Origin of the sequence: Streptococcus sp. HF-100 (genome assembly GCF_015594635.1) — a bacterium.
In the GTDB taxonomy this organism is placed as follows: Bacteria; Bacillota; Bacilli; order Lactobacillales; family Streptococcaceae; genus Streptococcus; species Streptococcus vaginalis.
The window spans coordinates 243,674-263,326 of record NZ_JADNQV010000001.1; the positions used below are offsets into that span (position 1 = coordinate 243,674).

General features: G+C 39.8%; 21 protein-coding genes and 1 other annotated feature. Of the genes, 5 read left to right on the forward strand and 16 right to left on the reverse strand.

Translation table 11 applies throughout. The features are described from left to right. Nucleotides 1-41: 41 nt before the first annotated feature. Both IYQ23_RS01160 and IYQ23_RS01165 read left to right on the forward strand, forming a co-directional pair. Entirely contained in the window at nucleotides 42-1,031 is a 990-nt protein-coding gene (locus IYQ23_RS01160) for a Gfo/Idh/MocA family protein (RefSeq protein ID WP_195673840.1), read from the forward strand. Continuing rightward, complete coding sequence (locus tag IYQ23_RS01165; protein WP_003027540.1) at nucleotides 1,015-2,103, forward strand: DEAD/DEAH box helicase; 1,089 nt, start codon at nucleotides 1,015-1,017, stop codon at nucleotides 2,101-2,103. Before IYQ23_RS01160 ends, IYQ23_RS01165 begins: the two co-directional genes overlap by 17 nt. A gap of 53 nt (nucleotides 2,104-2,156) precedes the next feature. Here IYQ23_RS01165 and IYQ23_RS01170 read toward each other — a convergent pair whose 3' ends face one another. The 7 genes from IYQ23_RS01170 to IYQ23_RS01200 form a co-directional block, all read right to left on the reverse strand. Continuing rightward, nucleotides 2,157-3,521: a polysaccharide deacetylase family protein gene (locus tag IYQ23_RS01170; protein ID WP_195673841.1), complete on the reverse strand. Its 1,365-nt coding sequence runs from the start codon at nucleotides 3,519-3,521 to the stop codon at nucleotides 2,157-2,159. Nucleotides 3,522-3,622: 101 nt separating this feature from the next. Continuing rightward, nucleotides 3,623-4,009 (reverse strand): VOC family protein, encoded by a 387-nt coding sequence (locus IYQ23_RS01175; RefSeq protein ID WP_021001558.1) that lies wholly within the window; start codon nucleotides 4,007-4,009, stop codon nucleotides 3,623-3,625. 263 nt (nucleotides 4,010-4,272) lie between these two features. Beyond that, on the reverse strand, nucleotides 4,273-4,632 hold the full coding sequence (gene rplT, locus IYQ23_RS01180; protein ID WP_000124834.1) for a 50S ribosomal protein L20: 360 nt from the start codon (nucleotides 4,630-4,632) through the stop codon (nucleotides 4,273-4,275). Between the two features lie 46 nt (nucleotides 4,633-4,678). Continuing rightward, nucleotides 4,679-4,879 (reverse strand): 50S ribosomal protein L35, encoded by a 201-nt coding sequence (rpmI, locus tag IYQ23_RS01185; RefSeq protein ID WP_003025048.1) that lies wholly within the window; start codon nucleotides 4,877-4,879, stop codon nucleotides 4,679-4,681. A gap of 33 nt (nucleotides 4,880-4,912) precedes the next feature. Then, a complete protein-coding gene (infC, locus tag IYQ23_RS01190; protein WP_003025051.1) occupies nucleotides 4,913-5,443 on the reverse strand; it encodes a translation initiation factor IF-3 in 531 nt (176 codons plus the stop codon). A gap of 15 nt (nucleotides 5,444-5,458) precedes the next feature. Next, nucleotides 5,459-5,588: a sequence feature (ribosomal protein L20 leader region), on the reverse strand. 26 nt (nucleotides 5,589-5,614) lie between these two features. Continuing rightward, nucleotides 5,615-6,292 (reverse strand): (d)CMP kinase, encoded by a 678-nt coding sequence (cmk, locus tag IYQ23_RS01195; RefSeq protein ID WP_174721448.1) that lies wholly within the window; start codon nucleotides 6,290-6,292, stop codon nucleotides 5,615-5,617. A gap of 9 nt (nucleotides 6,293-6,301) precedes the next feature. After that, nucleotides 6,302-6,751 carry an SAG1386/EF1546 family surface-associated protein gene (locus IYQ23_RS01200; RefSeq protein WP_195673842.1) on the reverse strand — a complete coding sequence of 150 codons (450 nt, stop codon included), beginning with the start codon at nucleotides 6,749-6,751 and terminating at the stop codon, nucleotides 6,302-6,304. Nucleotides 6,752-6,796: 45 nt separating this feature from the next. Between IYQ23_RS01200 and IYQ23_RS01205 the strand changes: the two genes are divergently transcribed. Beyond that, nucleotides 6,797-6,994 (forward strand): ferredoxin, encoded by a 198-nt coding sequence (locus IYQ23_RS01205; RefSeq protein WP_311775804.1) that lies wholly within the window; start codon nucleotides 6,797-6,799, stop codon nucleotides 6,992-6,994. On the opposite strand, the gene IYQ23_RS01210 is transcribed toward IYQ23_RS01205, so the two are convergent. From IYQ23_RS01210 to cdaA, 6 genes are all read right to left on the reverse strand, one after another. Then, on the reverse strand, nucleotides 6,981-7,475 hold the full coding sequence (locus tag IYQ23_RS01210; RefSeq protein ID WP_057489621.1) for an EbsA family protein: 495 nt from the start codon (nucleotides 7,473-7,475) through the stop codon (nucleotides 6,981-6,983). The genes IYQ23_RS01205 and IYQ23_RS01210 overlap by 14 nt on opposite strands. 215 nt (nucleotides 7,476-7,690) lie before the next feature. Continuing rightward, a complete protein-coding gene (locus tag IYQ23_RS01215; protein WP_195673844.1) occupies nucleotides 7,691-8,803 on the reverse strand; it encodes a glycerate kinase in 1,113 nt (370 codons plus the stop codon). Between the two features lie 3 nt (nucleotides 8,804-8,806). Next, nucleotides 8,807-9,457 carry a phosphoserine phosphatase SerB gene (gene serB, locus IYQ23_RS01220; protein WP_195673845.1) on the reverse strand — a complete coding sequence of 217 codons (651 nt, stop codon included), beginning with the start codon at nucleotides 9,455-9,457 and terminating at the stop codon, nucleotides 8,807-8,809. Nucleotides 9,458-9,569: 112 nt separating this feature from the next. Further along, entirely contained in the window at nucleotides 9,570-10,922 is a 1,353-nt protein-coding gene (gene glmM / locus IYQ23_RS01225) for a phosphoglucosamine mutase (protein WP_106100530.1), read from the reverse strand. A 24-nt stretch (nucleotides 10,923-10,946) separates the two neighbouring features. Beyond that, a complete protein-coding gene (locus tag IYQ23_RS01230) occupies nucleotides 10,947-11,675 on the reverse strand; it encodes a YbbR-like domain-containing protein (protein WP_195673846.1) in 729 nt (242 codons plus the stop codon). Then, nucleotides 11,662-12,519, reverse strand: coding sequence for a diadenylate cyclase CdaA (gene cdaA / locus IYQ23_RS01235; protein WP_003032693.1), 858 nt, complete (start codon nucleotides 12,517-12,519; stop codon nucleotides 11,662-11,664). The genes IYQ23_RS01230 and cdaA overlap by 14 nt, the downstream gene beginning before the upstream one ends. Nucleotides 12,520-12,626: 107 nt before the next feature. Here cdaA and murT point away from each other — a divergent pair, with 107 nt between their 5' ends. Together murT and gatD are read left to right on the forward strand one after the other, a co-directional pair. Next, entirely contained in the window at nucleotides 12,627-13,970 is a 1,344-nt protein-coding gene (murT, locus tag IYQ23_RS01240; RefSeq protein WP_195673847.1) for a lipid II isoglutaminyl synthase subunit MurT, read from the forward strand. Then, entirely contained in the window at nucleotides 13,970-14,755 is a 786-nt protein-coding gene (gene gatD, locus IYQ23_RS01245) for a lipid II isoglutaminyl synthase subunit GatD (protein ID WP_003025079.1), read from the forward strand. The genes murT and gatD overlap by 1 nt, the downstream gene beginning before the upstream one ends. A gap of 199 nt (nucleotides 14,756-14,954) precedes the next feature. Here the strand turns inward: gatD and IYQ23_RS01250 are convergent, their stop codons facing one another. The 3 genes from IYQ23_RS01250 to IYQ23_RS01260 all read right to left on the reverse strand — a co-directional run bounded on the left by IYQ23_RS01250 (nucleotide 14,955) and on the right by IYQ23_RS01260 (nucleotide 19,649). Then, nucleotides 14,955-16,145 carry an MFS transporter gene (locus tag IYQ23_RS01250; protein WP_150889434.1) on the reverse strand — a complete coding sequence of 397 codons (1,191 nt, stop codon included), beginning with the start codon at nucleotides 16,143-16,145 and terminating at the stop codon, nucleotides 14,955-14,957. Between the two features lie 90 nt (nucleotides 16,146-16,235). Then, a complete protein-coding gene (locus IYQ23_RS01255) occupies nucleotides 16,236-17,105 on the reverse strand; it encodes a helix-turn-helix domain-containing protein (RefSeq protein ID WP_195673848.1) in 870 nt (289 codons plus the stop codon). Nucleotides 17,106-17,750: 645 nt separating this feature from the next. Then, nucleotides 17,751-19,649 (reverse strand): ABC-F family ATP-binding cassette domain-containing protein, encoded by a 1,899-nt coding sequence (locus IYQ23_RS01260; protein WP_195673849.1) that lies wholly within the window; start codon nucleotides 19,647-19,649, stop codon nucleotides 17,751-17,753. Between the last annotated feature and the right edge of the window lie 4 nt (nucleotides 19,650-19,653).

Consider the following 19,653-nt stretch of genomic DNA (forward strand, 5'->3'; position numbering starts at 1 on the left):
AAATCAAAATAAATGACAAGACAAAAAATAAGGAGAAAACGATGTTAAAACTTGGAACGATTGGAACAGGAGACATTGTTCACCAATTTGTCAAGGCTGCTCATGCTACAAAAGAGTACCAATTGACTACGGTGTATTCACGGACGATACAAGCTGCTCAAGCATTTGCCAGTCATTATGAAAATGTAGATTGCTACACAGATATGGCTGATTTTTTAACGAATGATATAGACATTATTTATATTGCCAGCCCCAACTCTCTGCATTTCCCACAAGCAAAAGCTGCCGTTTTAGCAAGCAAACATGTAATTGTAGAAAAACCTGCTGTCTCACGCCCAGAAGAATGGGCTGAATTGGTAACATTAGCTCAAGAACAGCATGTATACATTTTTGAAGCAGCTCGTAACTATCATGAGCAATCATTTGATGTCATTTCAGATTTTCTCAAAAATAAAACGATTCTTGGGGCACATTTCACCTATGCGAAGTATTCTTCCAAAATGCCAGCTCTGTTAGCTGGACAAGAGCCAAACGTCTTTTCTGCTAAGTTTTCAGGCGGTGCTCTAATGGACTTAGGCATTTATCCTGTCTATGCAGCCATACGACTTTTTGGAGCACCAGAAAATGCCTATTATACCGCTCAGCAGTTACCAAATACTGTTGATCTAAATGGAGTAGGAAGTTTAATCTATCCAGAATTTCAAGTGACTATCCAAACCGGAAAAAATATCAATAGCTTTTTCCCTGCTGAAATTTACACAACAGACGGTACACTAACCTTGAATTCAATCGAATTCATCACTTCTGCTGTTTTTCAAGATTTAAATAAAGAGAAAAAGACTCTTGAAATTGTGCGCTCTTCTCACACCATGGCTGAAGAAGCCAAACGGTTCGCTCAAGTATTGATCGGTGAGATAAAACAAGAAATTTACCAAAACTGGCTAGACGCTGCTGCTGCCGTGCATAAAACTCTGTTTAGCATGCGACAAGATGCTGGTATTAGATTTGAGGCTGATGATGATAACAACTAAATTTCCCAAAAGTTGGCAAGACCAACTCACTAAACTTGGCTTTGAGCATTTAACTCCCATTCAAGAACAACTCTTTTCTCCCATTACGGAAGGAGAGAATCTCCTTGGGATAAGCCCTACCGGAACTGGAAAAACACTTGCCTATCTTTTCCCAACTCTTCTAAAACTAAAACCTAAGAAATCCCAGCAATTACTTATCTTGGCTCCCAATACTGAGCTAGCTGGACAGATTTTTGACGTCACCAAAACATGGGCTGAACTACTTGGCTTAACAGCTCAGCTCTTTCTATCTGGCTCCAGCCAAAAACGACAAATTGAACGGTTAAAAAAAGGCCCTGAAATTCTCATCGGGACGCCAGGACGCATTTTTGAATTGATTAAACTAAAAAAAATCAAAATGATGACTGTCGATACGATCATTCTGGATGAATTTGATCAACTGCTTAGCGATTCGCAATATCATTTTGTGCAGCAGATCCTTCACTATGTACCACGTGAACATCAATTGATTTACATGAGTGCGACTGCTAAGTTTGACCAAGACAAGCTTGCTGAAAATACTCTCCAAATCAAACTGGAAGATCAACATCTTGACAATATTCGACATTTTTATATGCAAGTTAAACAGCGCGACAAAGTTGAATATTTGCGAAAGCTCGCTCATGTCTCAGAATTTCGCGCCCTTGTCTTTTTCAATGCCCTCTCAGACTTAGGAAATGCTGAGGAAAAACTACAATATCGTCACATTCAAGCTGTGTCTCTGGCAAGTGATGTCAATGTCAAATTCCGCAAAGTCATCTTGGAGCAATTTAAAAACGACGAACTCACACTCTTACTTGCTACTGACTTGGTAGCTAGAGGAATTGACATTGATTCTCTCGAATGTGTCATCAACTATGACCTGCCTCGCGATTTTGAAACCTATACCCACCGCGCCGGACGAACCGGTCGTATGGGCAAAGAGGGCTATGTCATTACATTCATCAGCCACCCAGAAGAATTAAAAACACTAAAAAAATATGCCCACGTTCAAGAAATTATCTTAAAAAATCGTGAACTCTATGTGAAATAAAAAGAGTATAGAAAAAGGATAGGAAGCAATCATTTCTATCCTTTTTTTTCTATCTAATTTGCACCGTAATACAGCCGATGTCCTTCCAATTGATGATTCAGAAGTTCACTAACTGTAACCAAAGTGTACCCATTCTTTTGCAAATATTCAATCACACTCGGCAAGGCATTAATGGTGGTTTGATGAATATCATGCATTAAAATGATTGATCCTGGACAAGTCTGCTTTTTCACTTGCTCCATGATAGACCCAGTATTGCGATTTTTCCAATCCAAGCTATCCACATTCCACATGATAAAAGACATATCAACAGCATTTCGGATTGCATCGTTGCTAGCTCCATAGGGTGGACGCATCATTTTTGGACTCTCTCCGATAACAGCCCGAAGTGCTGCTTGTGTATCCTCAATCTGTTTTTTTGCTTGCTCAAGAGCAAGAGTTGGTAATTGTGGATGACTCCAACTATGATTGCCAATCTCATGCCCCTCATCATGAACACGTTTGACAAGTTGCTCATTTCCAGCTACATTTTTCCCCAACATGAAAAAAGTTCCTTTGACATGGTATTTGGCTAAAATATCCAAAGCCTGCGGTGTCGTTGCTGCATTGGGACCATCGTCAAACGTCAAAGCTACTAATTTTTGCTGTTTTTTAGCTTGATAGGACTGATATGCGGCCAAATCCTCTCCCTTTAAATAATGCTCATCAATTACCTCATATAAGGCTGGTAAGGCGATTTCCACCTTTGAAACTCGCTCATTGTTTTTATAAAATAGATTGAGTTTTCCTTTTTCATAACTGAATGTCCATTGGGAGATATCTCTTGTTTGAAATGCTTGTAGAATCTTCTGCCCTTCTGTTTTATGGAGAGTGGTGATTTTCTGCTGCATTTCTTCTAGCAATAACTTTTTGGCTTGCTCAACATTTTTAAAAAGTCGATTTAAGCTAAACAATTTATTGTCAGACGACATGTAAAGCGAGTCCAAAACCTCTTCTCTAGCCTTTCCAACTTTCGTAGTTAACACTGGATAAGAGATTCGCTTGATGTCAACTTGCTTTACTCCAGAAAAATTTGTCTCTGTAAAATGACTCACATAAAAAATAAGGTTATCGTATTGCGATACTTGACTTTGTTTATCTGAAAATTTCTGAATATCGGCATTGATTTTCTCTTTAATAACACCAATATCTTGCTTGCTCTCTGTTAATGGATAGTAAGACGTAATGAGCTGACTTCCTACACGTCCTGTCTGCTTTCGTACTGAACCATAATGATATTTTGTATCTGTCCTTTTCAGAACTTGTGAAATTTGTCGATTTAATTTTCTTTCTTGTAGCAATTTTCTAATCCGAAAACTCCCAAAAATAATAATCATTAAAAAAGCGACATTTAGGACAATGAGAAGTATTTTTTTCACTACACTACCTTTCTACCTCGTCTCTTTCGTTTAAAAAAGACTTTACCTACTAAAAAAGGCTAAAATAATTTCAAGCCTTTCATTTTCAATTATTTACAAACTTATAAAGTTTTTTCTTGAATCACTTCAACTTTATAACCATCCGGATCCTTAATAAAGTAATAATTCGGCTTTGTTCCAGGAAGTCCATTTGGCTGTGTAACCTCATATCCTTTAGCAGTGTGTTCAGCGTGAAGCTGTAGCAAATCAGCCGTACTCAAAGCCACATGAGCAAAACCATCGCCAATCACATAAGGTCCGTGTCCATAATTATAAGTTAATTCCAACTCATAATCATCACCTTCAAGTCCCAAATAAACAATTGTAAATTGATGTTCTGGGAAGTCCTTGCGCCGTAATTCTTTAAATTCAAATGCATCTGCATAAAATGCAATAGATTTTTCTAGATCTTCCACTCGCAAGCACGTATGCAACATTTTAGAAGCCATAGCATCCTCCTTTGCTTTTTTCCATTATATCCTAAATCACGAATTTTCTCCAGTTTTAGCTAAAAAAATAAGGAGTGAGATAGCATTTAGTTCCATCCCACTCCTGTAAAGTTGCTGAGTTTGAAAAACGAACAGTCTTGAGACTTGTTTCGCAAATTCTATCTTGCAACTTCAAAGCTATACTTTGAACAATCAACCACTGCATCGTTATTTTATGACACAGTATGATTTAAGGCTGAAAACATTCTCCCAGCCTATTTTCATTATTTACCTAATTTTGCTTTAGCTGCATCTGCAAGAGCTGTGAAAGCTGCTGCATCGTTGACAGCCAAGTCAGCCAGCATTTTACGGTTTACTTCAATTTCAGCCAATTTCAAACCGTGCATCAATTGTGAGTATGACAAACCATTCATACGAGCTGCCGCATTGATACGTGTAATCCACAATTTGCGGAAATCACGTTTCTTTTGACGACGGTCACGGTATGCATAGTAGTAAGAATTCATTACTTGTTCTTTTGCAGTACGGAACAAGATATGTTTTGCACCATAGTAACCTTTAGCTAATTTTAAAATACGTTTACGACGTTTGCGTGATACAACGCCACCTTTAACACGTGCCATTTATATTTCCTCCAATATTTCCTAGAATAATCTGCTACAAAATCTCTTATTTAAGACCTGTCAGCATTGCTTTGATACGTTTGAAATCTCCTGAATGCACCATTGCTGCTTTACGAAGATGACGACGTTGTTTTTTAGTTTTTCCGTGGAAACGGTGAGAAGTGTAAGCACGGAAACGTTTCAAGCCACCAGAACCTGTACGTTTGAAACGTTTAGCTGATGCGCGGTGTGTTTTTTGTTTTGGCATGATATTTTTCTCCTTTTTCTAACTTCTGACAGATTATTTTTTGTCAGGGATTGGTGCTAACTGCATGAACATTTGACGTCCATCCATTTTAGCTCTTTGTTCAATAATCGCAATGTCTTGCGTTGCTTGAGCAAAGTCGGCTAATACTTTAGCTCCGATTTCTTTGTGAGTAATCATCCGCCCTTTAAAGCGAATAGAAACCTTCACTTTATTTCCTTTTTCAAGGAACTTGCGTGCGTTGCGAAGTTTTGTATCAAAGTCACCTTTGTCAATCGTTGGACTGAGACGAACTTCTTTCACGGTAACAACACTTTGCTTTTTGCGTTGTTCTTTTTGTTTTTTCTGATACTCAAATTTGAACTTTCCATAGTCCATAATTTTCGCAACAGGGGGTTTAGCTTGTGGTTGAATCAGAACAAGGTCCACATTTGCATCGTCAGCAATTGCTTGTGCTTCGCTAAGTGGTTTAATGCCTAATTGCTCACCATCAAGACCGATCAAACGAACTTCACGCACACGAATTTCATCATTGATGAATAAGTCTTGTTTTGCTATGGTTTTCACCTCTTTTTTATTTTTAGAGAAAAACAAGAGCGGACTTGCTAACGCAAGCCCGCACTACATGATAGTATTTCATCTCTGAAACTTAATCCGTAGAGCCAGACAACGTTAGTCGCAAGGCGAGAAGCTCTCACTTCTGCTTTTCTCAACTTTTATATAATATCAAGTTTCAGATTATTTGTCAAGGATTTTTTTAGCTTTTTCTTCGATAAAAGCAACAACTTCAGCAATTCCGATACCCGTTGTATCAAAATGAATGGCATCAACTGCTGGTTTTAAAGGAGAAACCGCTCGATGACTGTCTTTATAGTCCCGATCTGCAATTTCTTTTTTCAGAGTTTCTAAGTTCGTCGGAATGCCTTTTTCAAGATTTTCTTTATAACGACGCTCAGCTCTTTCGTCAACTGAGGCTACGAGGAAAATTTTTAATTCTGCATGAGGTAGCACAACCGTTCCAATATCACGACCATCCATGACGATACCACCTTGAGATGCAATTTCTCGCTGTAAATCCACCAACTTTTCTCGTACTTCTGGAATTGCAGACACCCAAGAGACATTGTTGGTCACTTCGTTTTCACGAATCGGATGCGTCACATCTACATCTCCGACAAAAACAAGCTGCTCCCCATTTTTATCACGCCCAAAACTAACTGGATAAGTGTCTAATAATGCGACAATTTCAGACCACTTTTCTGCAGATAAATCATTTTGTAAAGCTAAGTACGTCGCCGCACGATACATAGCGCCTGTATCCAAGTAAGTGTAGTCGAAATCTTTCGCAATAATCTTAGCAACCGTTGACTTTCCGCTTGAAGCCGGACCATCAATGGCAATTTGAATTTGTTTCATTCTACACTCCTATCGAATTTTCACCACATCACCTGGATTGGCATACCAAGCACCTGTCGTCATGTGAGAAGGATTTAAACGCTCCAATTCAGCAATCGAAATCCCTGCACGCGCAGCAATGGCCGCCTCACCTTCTCCAGCTTGAACAGTAAGCGTTCCTTCAGATGATTGCGTTTGACTGCTATCACTTGTTGCCTTAGAAGACTCTGGAACGCTAGAACTTTCACTTGGTTTGCTGGTAGCCTTAGTATTATAAAAGCCCTGTGTTGCTGCTTTTTTGCTGCTTCCGCCAGTTGATAAATAAATCATCATACCTACAATTGTAATCACCATGATGAAAAAAATAGCTGCTAAAATTGTCAACACACGATTGGCCACTACATCGCTCGTTTTTTTACTTCTCATCAATTCTTTTTCTCCCTTGTCGTAAATATCTTCTTCCCATGGTTCCTTTGCCATGACTTCCTCCTTGTATTTTTTCAAAATTCCGATTACAATATGAGTATGAAAGTTACACTCATTCCTGAACGATGCATTGCCTGCGGGCTTTGCCAAACTTATTCTGAACTATTTGATTATCATGACAATGGCATTGTTAAATTTCATCAAGAAGATGAACTTCTGAAAAAAGAAATTCCTGAAACACCTGATGTTATTGAAGCTATCAAAAACTGTCCTACAAAAGCTCTTAAGAAAGAGTAGTTTTTTTAGGATGAGCATAATAGGTTTCAAAATAGTCTACGTGGGTGAAGTTGTCCATTAGTTCAACTTCACCTTTAAAATGATCATTCAAAGCCAAAGCATTTACAAAATACTTCTTAGGCCACTTACGCATACAAAACGTACGGCCTTTTTCTTTGCCATCAAATAAAAGAGTAATAGAAGTTTTTGTCACTTCTACTTTACGAATTGTTGAAATTTCAATCTTCGAAGGTGTAAATGGATTTGCCGTAGTAATTCTTAAAATCCCGTTGTCATATATAGTGAAATATCTATGTACGCCAATTCCTAACAAGACCATAAAGAGAAAGAAAGAGAAAAGAACTAAAAACGGAACTTCTGAACTCTCAAATAAAAATGCAAAACCTATAAAAATCGGAATGACCGATAAAGACCAATAAATGATTAGAAGAGAAAGATCTGGTTGCCAATGATAGCGCAACTGACCAAATATCTTTATCATGTCTACACCCCCTCTTATATAGTTTATCATAAAAAAAAGAAAAATGGGAGTGAGATTGGACAACAAAAGAAAAAATTAAGGAAGTGAAAGAATACTAGCTCTAATCCCTTATTAAATTAGTCGAAAATGGCAGATGTGATAGAGATAATCGCCTCAACGAAAATGCAAATAGGTCAAATTCCACTTTCTCAAGATTCAGCCGATAGAGTTAAATCTTATATTTTCATTTTTAATAGATTTCCAATATTTTGAGCTGTTCGGATGAGATTTTCTTCTGCCTTGGCTAGAATAATAGCTAGAGGTTCGACTTGAGAAATGATTGGGAAAGCAGCTTGAATGTTTTCTACTGGAAAAACAGGTAAGTCATCACTTAGGCTCCCACAAATAGCAATAACGGGGACATTCCTTGGTGTTCTTCTTGCCACTCCAATCGGGGCTTTGCCTGCCAGACTTTGTTGATCCATTCGTCCTTCACCCACGATGACTAAATCAGCCCTTTTGACACGATTATCAAAATCAAGCAAGTTAAGACAAGTGTCAATTCCTGAAACGATTTTTCCATGAGCAAATGTCACCAGACCAGCCGCCATTCCTCCTCCGGCACCTGCACCAGCTAGCGAAAAAATTGTTGGATTAGCTTGTTTATAAAATGTCACCATTGCCTGATCCACTTGAGAAAATAGCAGAGCGGGCAAACCTTTTTGCCCTCCAAAGACGTACGTGGCGCCATTTTCACCACAGAGAGGATTTGTGACATCTGTCAAAATCTGAATGTCCAGATTTTCCAAAATTGCAGGAACATTATCAGCTGAAATACGAGCCACACGGTCTAAAGAGATACCCTTTGCTTGGAGCAGATGATTGTTTTTATCAAAAAATTCATAACCCAGTCCAGCTGCCATTCCAATTCCACCATCATTGGTAGCTGAGCCCCCTACACCAATATAAATCTGCCGCACACCTTCCTTGGCTAGATACAAAATTAACTCTCCTAATCCTCTGGTATCAAGAGTCAGAGGATTTCTTTTCTCTGGTGAAATAGAGGCCAAACCAACCAAATCAGCCATTTCAAAGAGCGCGATATCACCTTTTCGAGCATATTTCATCGAAACAGGTTCTCCGAAAGGCCCCATTACGATGTTAGTATAAGTATCTAACTGCAAGACTGCAGTTAGAGCTTCCATTGTTCCCTCACCACCATCCCCAATGGGTAGCAAATCAAATGTTGCTTCAGGTAGTGCCTTGGAAAAGCCTGCTTTTATAGCCTCTGCAACACTTTGAGCTGATAAACTTTCCTTAAAAGAATCCGGTGCAATTAAAACATGCATGGCTTAGTCCTCGCTTTCTATCCCCTCTAAAAGTTTTACAACCTGATACAAGTCCGTTTGATTGATTTGATACGGCGCTTGTTCTCTCACAAGAGGCTTGGCATTAAAAGCAATCCCGATTCCTGCCGTCAATATCATCGGTAGGTCATTGGCACCGTCTCCTACAGCAATGGTTTGAAACAGAGTCAAATTATTTTCCTCTGCCCACTGCTTTAACATGACTTTTTTGACTTCTTTTGTGACAATTGTTCCTAAAACTCTACCTGTTAGCTTACCGTCTTTCACTTCCAAACGATTAGCTTTTATGTAATCTACATTCAATTTCTCTGCTAATTCGTCTACCATTTCATGAAATCCTCCTGATACAACGCCAACCTTGTATCCACGCTGATGCATTTCCTCTATCAACTCTTGAGCACCTTTGGTAAAATGAATTTGCTTAAAAACTCGTTTAAAAATTGTTTCAGGAAGTCCTTTGAGCAAGGCCACGCGTTCTATCAAAGCTGTCTCAAAATCATATTTCCCTTGCATAGCCCGTTCTGTAATGGCTGCGACTTGCTCACCAACTCCTGCTGCAGCACCTAGCAAATCAATTCCTTCTTCTCTAATCAAGGTACTGTCTACATCCAATACCAATAATCCTCTTGTTTTCACATCATCACCTCATATATTGCTTGTATTATATAAAAAATTGATTGACAAAACAAGTTACAATATAAAGACAAAGAAAAGCCCTGTTTGTTATACAAACAAGAGCTTCTTTGCTTTATTCAATACCGATTTCAGCACGCACAATATCTGCAATTGTATCGACATAGTAATCTACTTTCTCATGGCTTGGTGCTTCTGCCATGACTCGTAAAAGTGGTTCTGTTCCGCTTGGACGAACAAGAATACGACCATTGCCAGCCATTTCCGCTTCCATTTTTTCAATCACCGCTTTAATAGCAGGTACTTCCATAGCCTTGTGCTTCATGCTGTTTTCAACACGGATATTGACCAATTTTTGTGGATAAATCGTTACTTCTGACGCTAATTCAGACAAAGGTTTACCTGTTTCTTTCATCACTTTTGTCAATTGAACGGCTGTCAGCTGACCGTCACCCGTCGTATTATAATCCATGATGATTACGTGACCAGATTGCTCACCGCCCAAATTGTAACCAGATTTGCGCATTTCTTCTACAACATAGCGGTCACCAACAGCTGTAATCACCTTGTTAATGCCTTCACGATCCAAAGCTTTATGGAAACCAAGATTTGACATAACAGTTGTTACAATTGTATTTTGAGCAAGCAAACCTTTTTCAGAGAGGTATTTCCCGATGATATACATAACTTTATCACCATCGACAATCTCACCATTCTCATCAACTGCAATCAAGCGGTCGCTATCTCCGTCAAATGCCAGACCAAGTGCTGAACCTGATTCACGGACTGTTTCTTGCAATTTTTCAGGATGTGTAGAGCCAACATTCAAGTTGATATTTAGCCCATCTGGATTTTCCCCGATGACCGTCAATCTAGCTCCCAAATCCGCAAATACTTGGCGAGCACTGGTTGAAGCAGCACCATTTGCTGTATCAAGAGCAACTTTCATTCCGTCTAAATCAAGACCAGTAGACACGAGATATTGTTGATATTTGCGCAATCCTTCTGGATAATCCATAAGAGTTCCTAACCCTTCCGCACTTGGACGCGGTAAATCGTCTTCTTTAGCATCAAGTAGAGCTTCAATTTCTAATTCACGTTCATCGTCCAATTTATAGCCATCGCCACCAAAGAATTTAATACCGTTGTCAAGCGCTGGATTGTGGCTAGCTGAAATCATGACACCAGCACTTGCTCTCTCAGATTTCACCAGATAAGCAACGCCTGGCGTGGCAATAACTCCGAGCTTATAAACACGAATCCCAACAGACAAAAGTCCAGCTACTAAAGCACTTTCCAGCATTTCTCCTGAAATACGTGTGTCACGTCCTACAAAGACACGGGGTACATCTTTCTCATGCTGGCTTAATACATAACCACCAAAACGCCCTAATTTAAAAGCTAACTCTGGTGTTAACTCCACATTTGCTTCTCCACGAACTCCGTCCGTTCCGAAATATTTTCCCATTTTTATAAAATCCTTTCAATACTTTTATTTGGATGAGCTCGTCGAACTCGAAGACGAACTTGATGATTTAACAGTAATTTTTATGGTTGTCTCATAAGGAGTAATCACACTTGGCAAAACTGTGCCATTTGCATCAACTGCCTGTAGTGGGGCATTTCCTGAATAGTTAGCGGATATTTTTTCACTAGTTGGCACTACCGCTTCTACATGATCGACCTTAGCCAGCGTATCTTCATCACTTGTAACAGTTACCTTATTGTCACCAATCGTCACGCGATCAACCATCAACCCATCTGCTAACTGGGCTGAACTGATAGTTGTTTTCACTTCAACTGTCTTGCTTGCTTTCTTGCCAACTTTCACTGTAATCTTAGCTGGTGTGACAGTCGCAGTCAACCCACTTGGTAAATTTTTAATCGCCAAAGGTACTTCTCTCGTTCCTTCTGTAGCTTTTGTCAAATCTGCCACAACCTTGAATTTTCGTGTACTTTCTTGCATTTCACTAGCAAGAGTCACACGATTAGAGCCTGTCAACACTACTGACACTTCAGATGCAAACCCACTGATAAAATATTTTTCACTATTGTATTTAATATCAATTGGTACACTAGGCAAGGTGTTGGTATAGGTTTCAGAAGTTGTTTGTCTAGCATTTGAATTATTTTGGTAATTTGTAGTGGTGGCGTAAATAAATAAAACACCCGCAAAAAAGATGGAAGAAATGATGTACCAAATCTGTTTACGATTTTTCATGTTTCCAACCTCCTAGCACACGATTTCTAAATGGTGATTTTGGTTGTTCATCTGAGATCAGCACTTTCCGCAATTCTGCTTCAAATTCCTCTAATGTCAAATTATGCTTGAAAACTCCATTATGTGTAATAGAGATACCTCCAGTTTCCTCCGATACTACAAAAGTAAGGGCATCGGACACTTCTGACAGACCGATTGCCGCGCGGTGACGTGTCCCAAATTCCTTAGAAATCCCTGTATTTTCTGTGAGCGGAAGATAAGCGCAAGAAACAGCTATTTTATTGTCTCTTACAATGACAGCACCGTCATGCAGCGGTGTATTGGGAATGAAGATATTGATTAACAACTCACCTGATACATCGGCATCTAAAGGAATCCCTGTTGCAATGTATTCTTGCAAGGTTCTGCTACCTTGGATAGCAACGAGAGCCCCAATTTTCCGCGGACTCATATAATCCACTGCTTTGACAAATGCCTGCACCATTCTTTCTTCTGAGCTAATCGGTGCTGTTGAAAACAAATCTGTTGCACGCCCCAGCCTTTCCAGACCTGTACGAATCTCAGGTGTAAAAATCACAACAGCCGCAATAACTCCATAGGTAATGACTTGATTAATCAACCAAGAAACCGTTGTTAAACCAATGGCATTGGCAAGAATCTGAGCCAGCACAAAGATTAAAACCCCTCGAACGAGAATCATAATTTTAGTACCAGCGATTGCTTTTGTAAAATAAAATAAAATCCAAGCAACCAGTGCAATATCTATAATATTGGTAACAATACTCCAAGGGCTAGAAAATAAACTAGACCAATATTGGAGATTGGACAATTGCTGAAAATTCATTTTCAGTGTCCTCTCTTTCTCAACCTAAAAACGTTCTTGACTATTATATCACTTTTCAAGATATTTTTCTGTAACCTTCTTTACTTTTTTATGATAAAATATTTCTTATGAAGATAAATACTATGTTGGGCACTCTTGCAGGGAAATCCTCCCATTTTGTTTTAAGCAAACTGGGACGTGGTTCAACTCTGCCTGGAAAACTTGCTCTGAAATTTGACAACGACATTTTAAACACACTAGCTCGTGATTACAAAGTAGTGGTGATTACAGGGACAAACGGTAAAACTCTGACTACTGCTCTGACAGTTGGCATCCTCAAAGAGGCTTTTGGCGAAGTTGTGACCAATCCCAGCGGAGCCAATATGATTACGGGGATTACCACAACTTTTCTGACCGCTAAAAAAGGAAAATCTGGTAAGAATATCGCTATACTGGAAATTGATGAAGCTAGCCTCTCACGCATTTGCGACTACATTAAACCGAGCCTTTTCGTCTTTACCAATATTTTCCGCGACCAAATGGATCGTTACGGAGAAATTTACACGACCTACCAAATGATTTTGGATGCTGCTCAAAAGGTTCCTACGGCAACCGTCTTGCTAAATGGAGACAGTCCGCTGTTTAACTCTGTTACTCTCAAAAATCCGGTTCAATATTATGGTTTTGATACAGAAAAAGGAGAGCCAAAACTAGCTCATTACAATACGGAGGGTATTCTCTGTCCTAAATGTCAGCACATTCTAAAATACAAGCTCAACACTTATGCCAATCTAGGCGATTATATTTGTGAGCACTGTGGCTTTAGGCGCCCTGAATTAGACTACAAACTAACCCAATTGACCAGTCTTCGTCACAACAGTTCGGATTTTGTCATTGACGGTCAAAGCTATCACATCAATATCGGTGGCCTCTACAATATCTACAACGCTTTAGCTGCCGTTTCTGTTGCTCAATTCTTTGGAGTTGAGCCAACTACTATCAAGACTGGTTTTGACAAGAGCAGAGCTGTTTTCGGACGTCAGGAAACTTTCAAGATTGGCGACAAGGAGTGTACGCTAGTTCTCATTAAAAATCCTGTTGGAGCCACGCAAGCTCTAGAAATGATTAAACTAGCTCCTTATCCATTTAGCTTGTCAGTTCTGCTCAATGCTAATTATGCGGACGGTATCGATACGAGCTGGATCTGGGATGCAGATTTTGAGCAGGTTTTAAACATGGATATCCCGCATATGATTGCTGGCGGGGTTCGTCATTCTGAGATTGCCCGACGCTTGCGGGTGACTGGCTATAATGCTGAACAAATCAGTGAAGTAGCTGATTTAAGCCGGGTCTTTGAAAAAATTAAAAACCAAGAAACCAAGCATGCCTATATCCTAGCTACTTACACCGCCATGCTAGAGTTTCGCGAATTGCTGGCTTCTCATCAAGTCGTCAGAAAGGAGATGAACTAATGGTTTATACATCACTAACTTCTCCTGAAAATCGGGATTATACTTATGATTTGAAGATTGCTCATCTCTATGGCAATCTCATGAATACCTACGGTGACAATGGCAATATTCTCATGCTCAAATATGTAGCTGAAAAGTTAGGCGCTCGCGTTCAAGTTGATATTGTCTCACTTGAAGATGAGTTTGATAAAGATTACTATGATTTGGCGTTTTTCGGCGGAGGGCAAGACTACGAGCAGACCATTGTGGCACGAGATCTGCCTGCAAAAAAAGATAGTTTGGAAGAATTTATCAATCATGACGGCGTGGTGCTAGCTATTTGTGGTGGCTTTCAGCTTCTAGGTCAATATTACATTGAAGCTTCTGGTCGGCGGATTGAGGGACTTGGAATTATGGGACATTACACTCTCAATCAAAAAAATAATCGCTATATCGGCGACATCAAGATTCATAATGATGAATTTGACGAAACCTACTATGGTTTTGAAAATCACCAAGGACGGACATTCCTATCTGAAGATGAAAAACCGCTCGGCAGAATTATTTATGGGAATGGAAACAACAAGGAAGACCAAAGCGAAGGCGTGCACTACAAGAATGTCTTTGGCTCTTACTTCCACGGTCCTATCCTATCCCGCAATGCCAATCTAGCTTACCGCCTAGTGACAACCGCCCTGAAGAATAAATACGGTCAAGAGATTCCACTCGCCAACTACGAGGACATTCTAGCGCAAGAAGTCCCCGAAGAATACGGCGACGTCAAGAGCAAGGCAGAGTTTGAATAGGGGTATAAAATGAGAGTGGGGATGTAAAAGTTGATTTATCAACGCATTAGAGTCCACTCAGCAGTGTTTGATTGGCACTAAAGTGCCTAATCAATTGTGCATTGGAAACTCTACATTGACTAAAGTCAATAGAGCTTCTCCAAACTACTGCGTCTTATAATTATGACTATATAAGCAAAGGAAACTGAGCACTTTTGTCTCAGCTTCCTTTTGTGTGCAATGATTTTTGATAAAAAATTGAGAAAACAGCCAGACTCATCACTCCAATGCCAATGACAATAAAAGAAAACAGGTGTACGCTTGGAATCAATGTCATAATTGCTGTTGCAAGCGGCATAAAAAGAATAGCCAGTGTAAAAATAGCAGAGAATACTCGACCTAAATACTGATTGTCAACCTTGGTTTGCACCTGGCTGAAAAAATGAATGTTAAAAACTGTCATGAATAACTCACAAAGAAAATTACCGCCATAAGCTAGATAACCAGGAACAGGAAAAATAGCAGAACTCCCTATTATTACAACTCCTAAACCTGTCAGACAAAGGGTGGTTAGCAAATTCTCCATAGTATCCTTAATCTTACTTGCCAAGAGTGCTCCAATGATGGAGCCGATAGCTCCCATTGTCAAAATGGTCGCATAAGCTCCTTTTTGCTGAAAAAGCTGATTAGTGAAAGGTAGGAGGTAGTTAAAAGCTGCAAAGAAAAAATTAACGCTAGATGCTACTACGAGTAGAAAGAAGATTTCCTTTTGTTGTCGAATATAAAGCACTCCTTCTCGCATATCTTCCAAAATTGCTCTTACTGTCAGCCTACCAGTTGATTTCATTTCTGGTTCTTTGTTAGGTAGGAAATAAACCAAAATAAAGGCGAGGAAAAAACTCAGTGCATCTAAAAGCAAAGTAATCCGCAGATTGGCATAGTTCATGACTAAGAAAGAGAGGACAGGAGCTGACACACTGATTAACTGCAAAACCACCTCCAAATGAGAATTGTAAGCTACGATTTCCTCTTTATTTACAATCTCGGTGATATAGGATTTGTTTGCTGGTCGTGAGAAAGAAAAAGCAATAGCTTGCACCACATTGGCGAAAATGAGAGCTCCAATCATCAACTGTTTATGAGTAATAAAGGAAATTCCTAAACACAGGAGAGAACAAATCAAGTCAGTTGTCATTAAGACTTTTCGTTTAGAAAAACGATCGGTGATAACACCGCCGAAAGGATTGAATAAAATAGCTGTTATTAAATCGGACAATTGGTAAATTCCTAAAACGGTCTGACCTATAACTCCTAACGACGCTAGCCAAATACTGTTTCCATAATCATAGAGCATATTGCCAATCTTGTTGATAGCTCCGCGTGCAATGAGTTGTACCGCTTGTTTGTTCATAAAGAAACCTCCAAATTATTTTTTTATATTTTAACAAATAAAAAAAGAAAGGCACTATTTTTCCCGTATTTGGGAAAAGTGTCTCTCTTTTTATATTTTTTGTGTAATAAATTTCTGGTAATGTTCTTGATAATAATCAACTTGTTCGGGTAATTCTAAGGTCTCAAAAATCTGAATAGCTTCTTTCATTTTTGCAATACCTTGCTCCTGCTGACCTTTTTGATATGCTTCAAAGCCCTTGACATAGAGAAAAATTGTCCGCTCGTAAAGCTTAATTTCTTTATCTAAAATTTTAGCAACTGCGTTCTTGAAATACGTTGCTTTCTCAAAATCCTTTCCCTCTAAGCAATGCAGGTAAAAATTCAGAGCCAAAATCAAAACCAACCGACGATGCTTGTTGATATTTTCATAAAAATATTCACGCTCTAAAACTTCCTTACCCATCCGATAAACATAGTCCACCTCATAGAACGAATAAAGATTTCCGATTAAAATCAGCTCATACATTCCCCAATTTTCTCTCTGAAAAAGGTAATCCGCCACACGCTCTAGGCCAGCCGGTTTCATCTCATAACGATTATCTCGCTGACAAATTAGTCCTTGTACCAAGATAATATTGAGCTCATGAATGAGGCTATCCTGTCGCTGTCTAGCTTTTTCTCTCTCCTGATGCTGCAACTTCTGAAAACCTTCAATATCTTTAGCATAATAGAGCGGGACAATGTGGGACATAAATTCAACAATTTCAGCTCGTTGGTAGTTTCTAGCTGCATCCATAAAATTTTCCACACTGACCTGAATATTATCCAGAACCGCTAAGAACTTATCCACTGTTAGCTCAGACTCTCCTCGTTCAAAACGGGACAGCTGAGAAGTTGATACCTGATTCCCCGCTGCCTGAGCAAGAGAATAATTACCATTCAAGCGAAAATCACGAAACACCTTGCCTAAAGCTTCCATTTCTTCAATATTAACTCCTTTCACAATTTTTAGTCTTTTCAGATATTACATTAAAGCTGTACTACTTCAAATCTAGTATTTGAACCTCTAGGTCAACAGGCATTTCATCTGCTCTTCTACAAAGATTGCTACTTCCATATATCGCCCTCAAAAGACTGGGGACTACTGATAAAGCAAGTAAATGGAACACTTCCCCTGACTTTCCCCGTCAATCAAATTCTTTCTTCGCCCTAAAAGTTCCTTCATTCAAACGGGCGAGCAAAATAACCTTACTAGAAAAAATGGGATATGGGTAATTCCGTCTCAAATGTTCGGATTTTACTTTCGGACACGTCTTTTTTTGTCAAAATCTTCTTGTCCGAAAATCGGCCGACATTATTTTTTCAAAAAAGCTTTGTCCGAAACAATAATGTTCGGAATTTGTTCCAAAAACTTCCTTCCGAAAACTGGACAAAGCTATTTTCCTCTAAAACTTCTCGTCCGCATATGGAAAATGGCAAATTACTTAAAAGTTGCCTCATCCTTCATGAAAGACGAGGTTTTTTACTCAAAAAACTCTCATCCCCGTTTGAAACGTTCGGGATTTGGTCTCAGGGAAGAATTTCTTCGCTTCGGATGAACTTTCTTGACTTAAAAATAGCTCGCTCACACCTGTTTTGCCACTTCTTCCCACTCTGTCATGGCTGCTTTCTGCTGTTCAGTCAGCTGGTCTAGCTTTTGCTGAAGCTCCATGAGTTCGCTTGCGTCATTGGTTTCCTGCATAGCTGTAGTCAACTCGGTCGTTTGCATCTCCAGCTCTTCAATTTCAGCTTCCAGCTGCTCCAAACGGCGAGCTAATTTTCGAGCTTCTTTCTGCGTTTCTTTCTGGAGTTGGTAGTTGGTGACTGGCTGAAGCTGAGCGAGTTCTGTCACGGAAGCTTTCTCCTCTCTCAAAGCTTCCAGCTCTGCTTTTTTCTCCAGATAATAGTCATAATCGCCCAGATAAAGAGTGGAGCCAGTATCAGAAAGCTCGATAATCTGCGTGGCAACTCGGTTGATAAAGTAGCGGTCATGACTGACAAAGAGCAGAGTGCCGTCAAAATCAATCAAGGCATTCTCCAACACCTCTTTACTATCAATATCTAGGTGGTTAGTTGGCTCATCCAGCACCAGAAAATTCTTGTTTTCCATAGACAGCTTAGCCAGTAAAAGCCGTGCTCGTTCCCCACCTGACAGCATGCTGACAGACTTTTTGACATCATCGCCTGAAAAGAGAAAGGCACCCAGACGATTGCGAATTTCCACTTCTGGCGTTAGTTTAAAATCATTCCAAAGCTCGTCTAAGACTGAATTGCTCGGTGTCAATCGGCTTTGAGTCTGGTCATAGTAGCCCAGCTCCACATTTGCCCCCAGATGCTCCTGACCACGGATAAAAGGAATTTGTCCCACAATGGACTTGATAAGAGTTGTTTTGCCAATACCATTTGGTCCAACAATAGCTACTGCGTTAAATTTGCGAATATCCAGATTGATAGGCTCGGATAACACTTGGTTATCATAACCGATAGCCGCATCTTCTACAGTCAGAACGACATTTCCAGAAGGCTTAGCCGAGCGAAAGGTCATATTAGCAGAACGACTGCCTCTGTCTGGCTTGTCAAGACGCTCCATTTTTTCTAGCTGTTTGCGTCTGGATTGAGCGCGCTTGGTTGTAGATGCCCGAACTAGATTGCGATTAACAAAATCCTCCAAAGCAGCAATCTCCTTCTGCTGCTTTTCATAATTCTTGGCCTCTGTCAAGAGCTTCTGCTCCTTTTGCTGAACAAAGCTAGAATAATTTCCCACATAGCGATCCAACGAGTGCTGGGTCAAATCCAGCGTCACAGTGGCTACTTTGTCTAGGAAATAACGGTCGTGACTAACGATGATGAGAGCTCCGCTATAGTTGCTCAAGTAGTTTTCTAGCCAAGCAATCGTCTCTATATCTAAGTGGTTAGTTGGCTCATCGAGTACCAATAAATCTGGCTTTTCCAACAGCATTTTTGCTAAAGCCAGTCGAGTATTCTGCCCGCCCGAAAGCTCTTCTATCTTCATCTGCCACATAGACTCATCAAACTTGAAACCATTAAGAATCGCACGAATATCTGCCTCATAGGTAAAGCCGCCTGCCTGACGGAAAGCCTCTGACAAGCGGTCATAATCTGTCATCAGTTTTTCCAGATCCGTCCCAGTCAAATCCCCCATAGACAGCTCCATCTGACGCAACTTCTTCTCCTGCTGACGCAAGCCATCAAAGACCAGTAGCATCTCGTCATAGATGGTATTCTCCGACTCAAAGCGGCTGTCCTGAGCCAGATAGGACAGGGAAAGATCTCGTTTTTTATTGATTTGACCAGAAGTAGGCTCTTCCTCACCCACTAAAATCTTGAGCAGGGTTGACTTTCCAGCTCCATTTTTACCGACTAGGGCAATCCTATCGCCCTCATCCACCTGCAGGTTAATATTGTCAAAAAGAAGCTCCCCTGCAAAAGAGCGTTCAATCTTATTTGCTTGTAAAATAATCATAAAC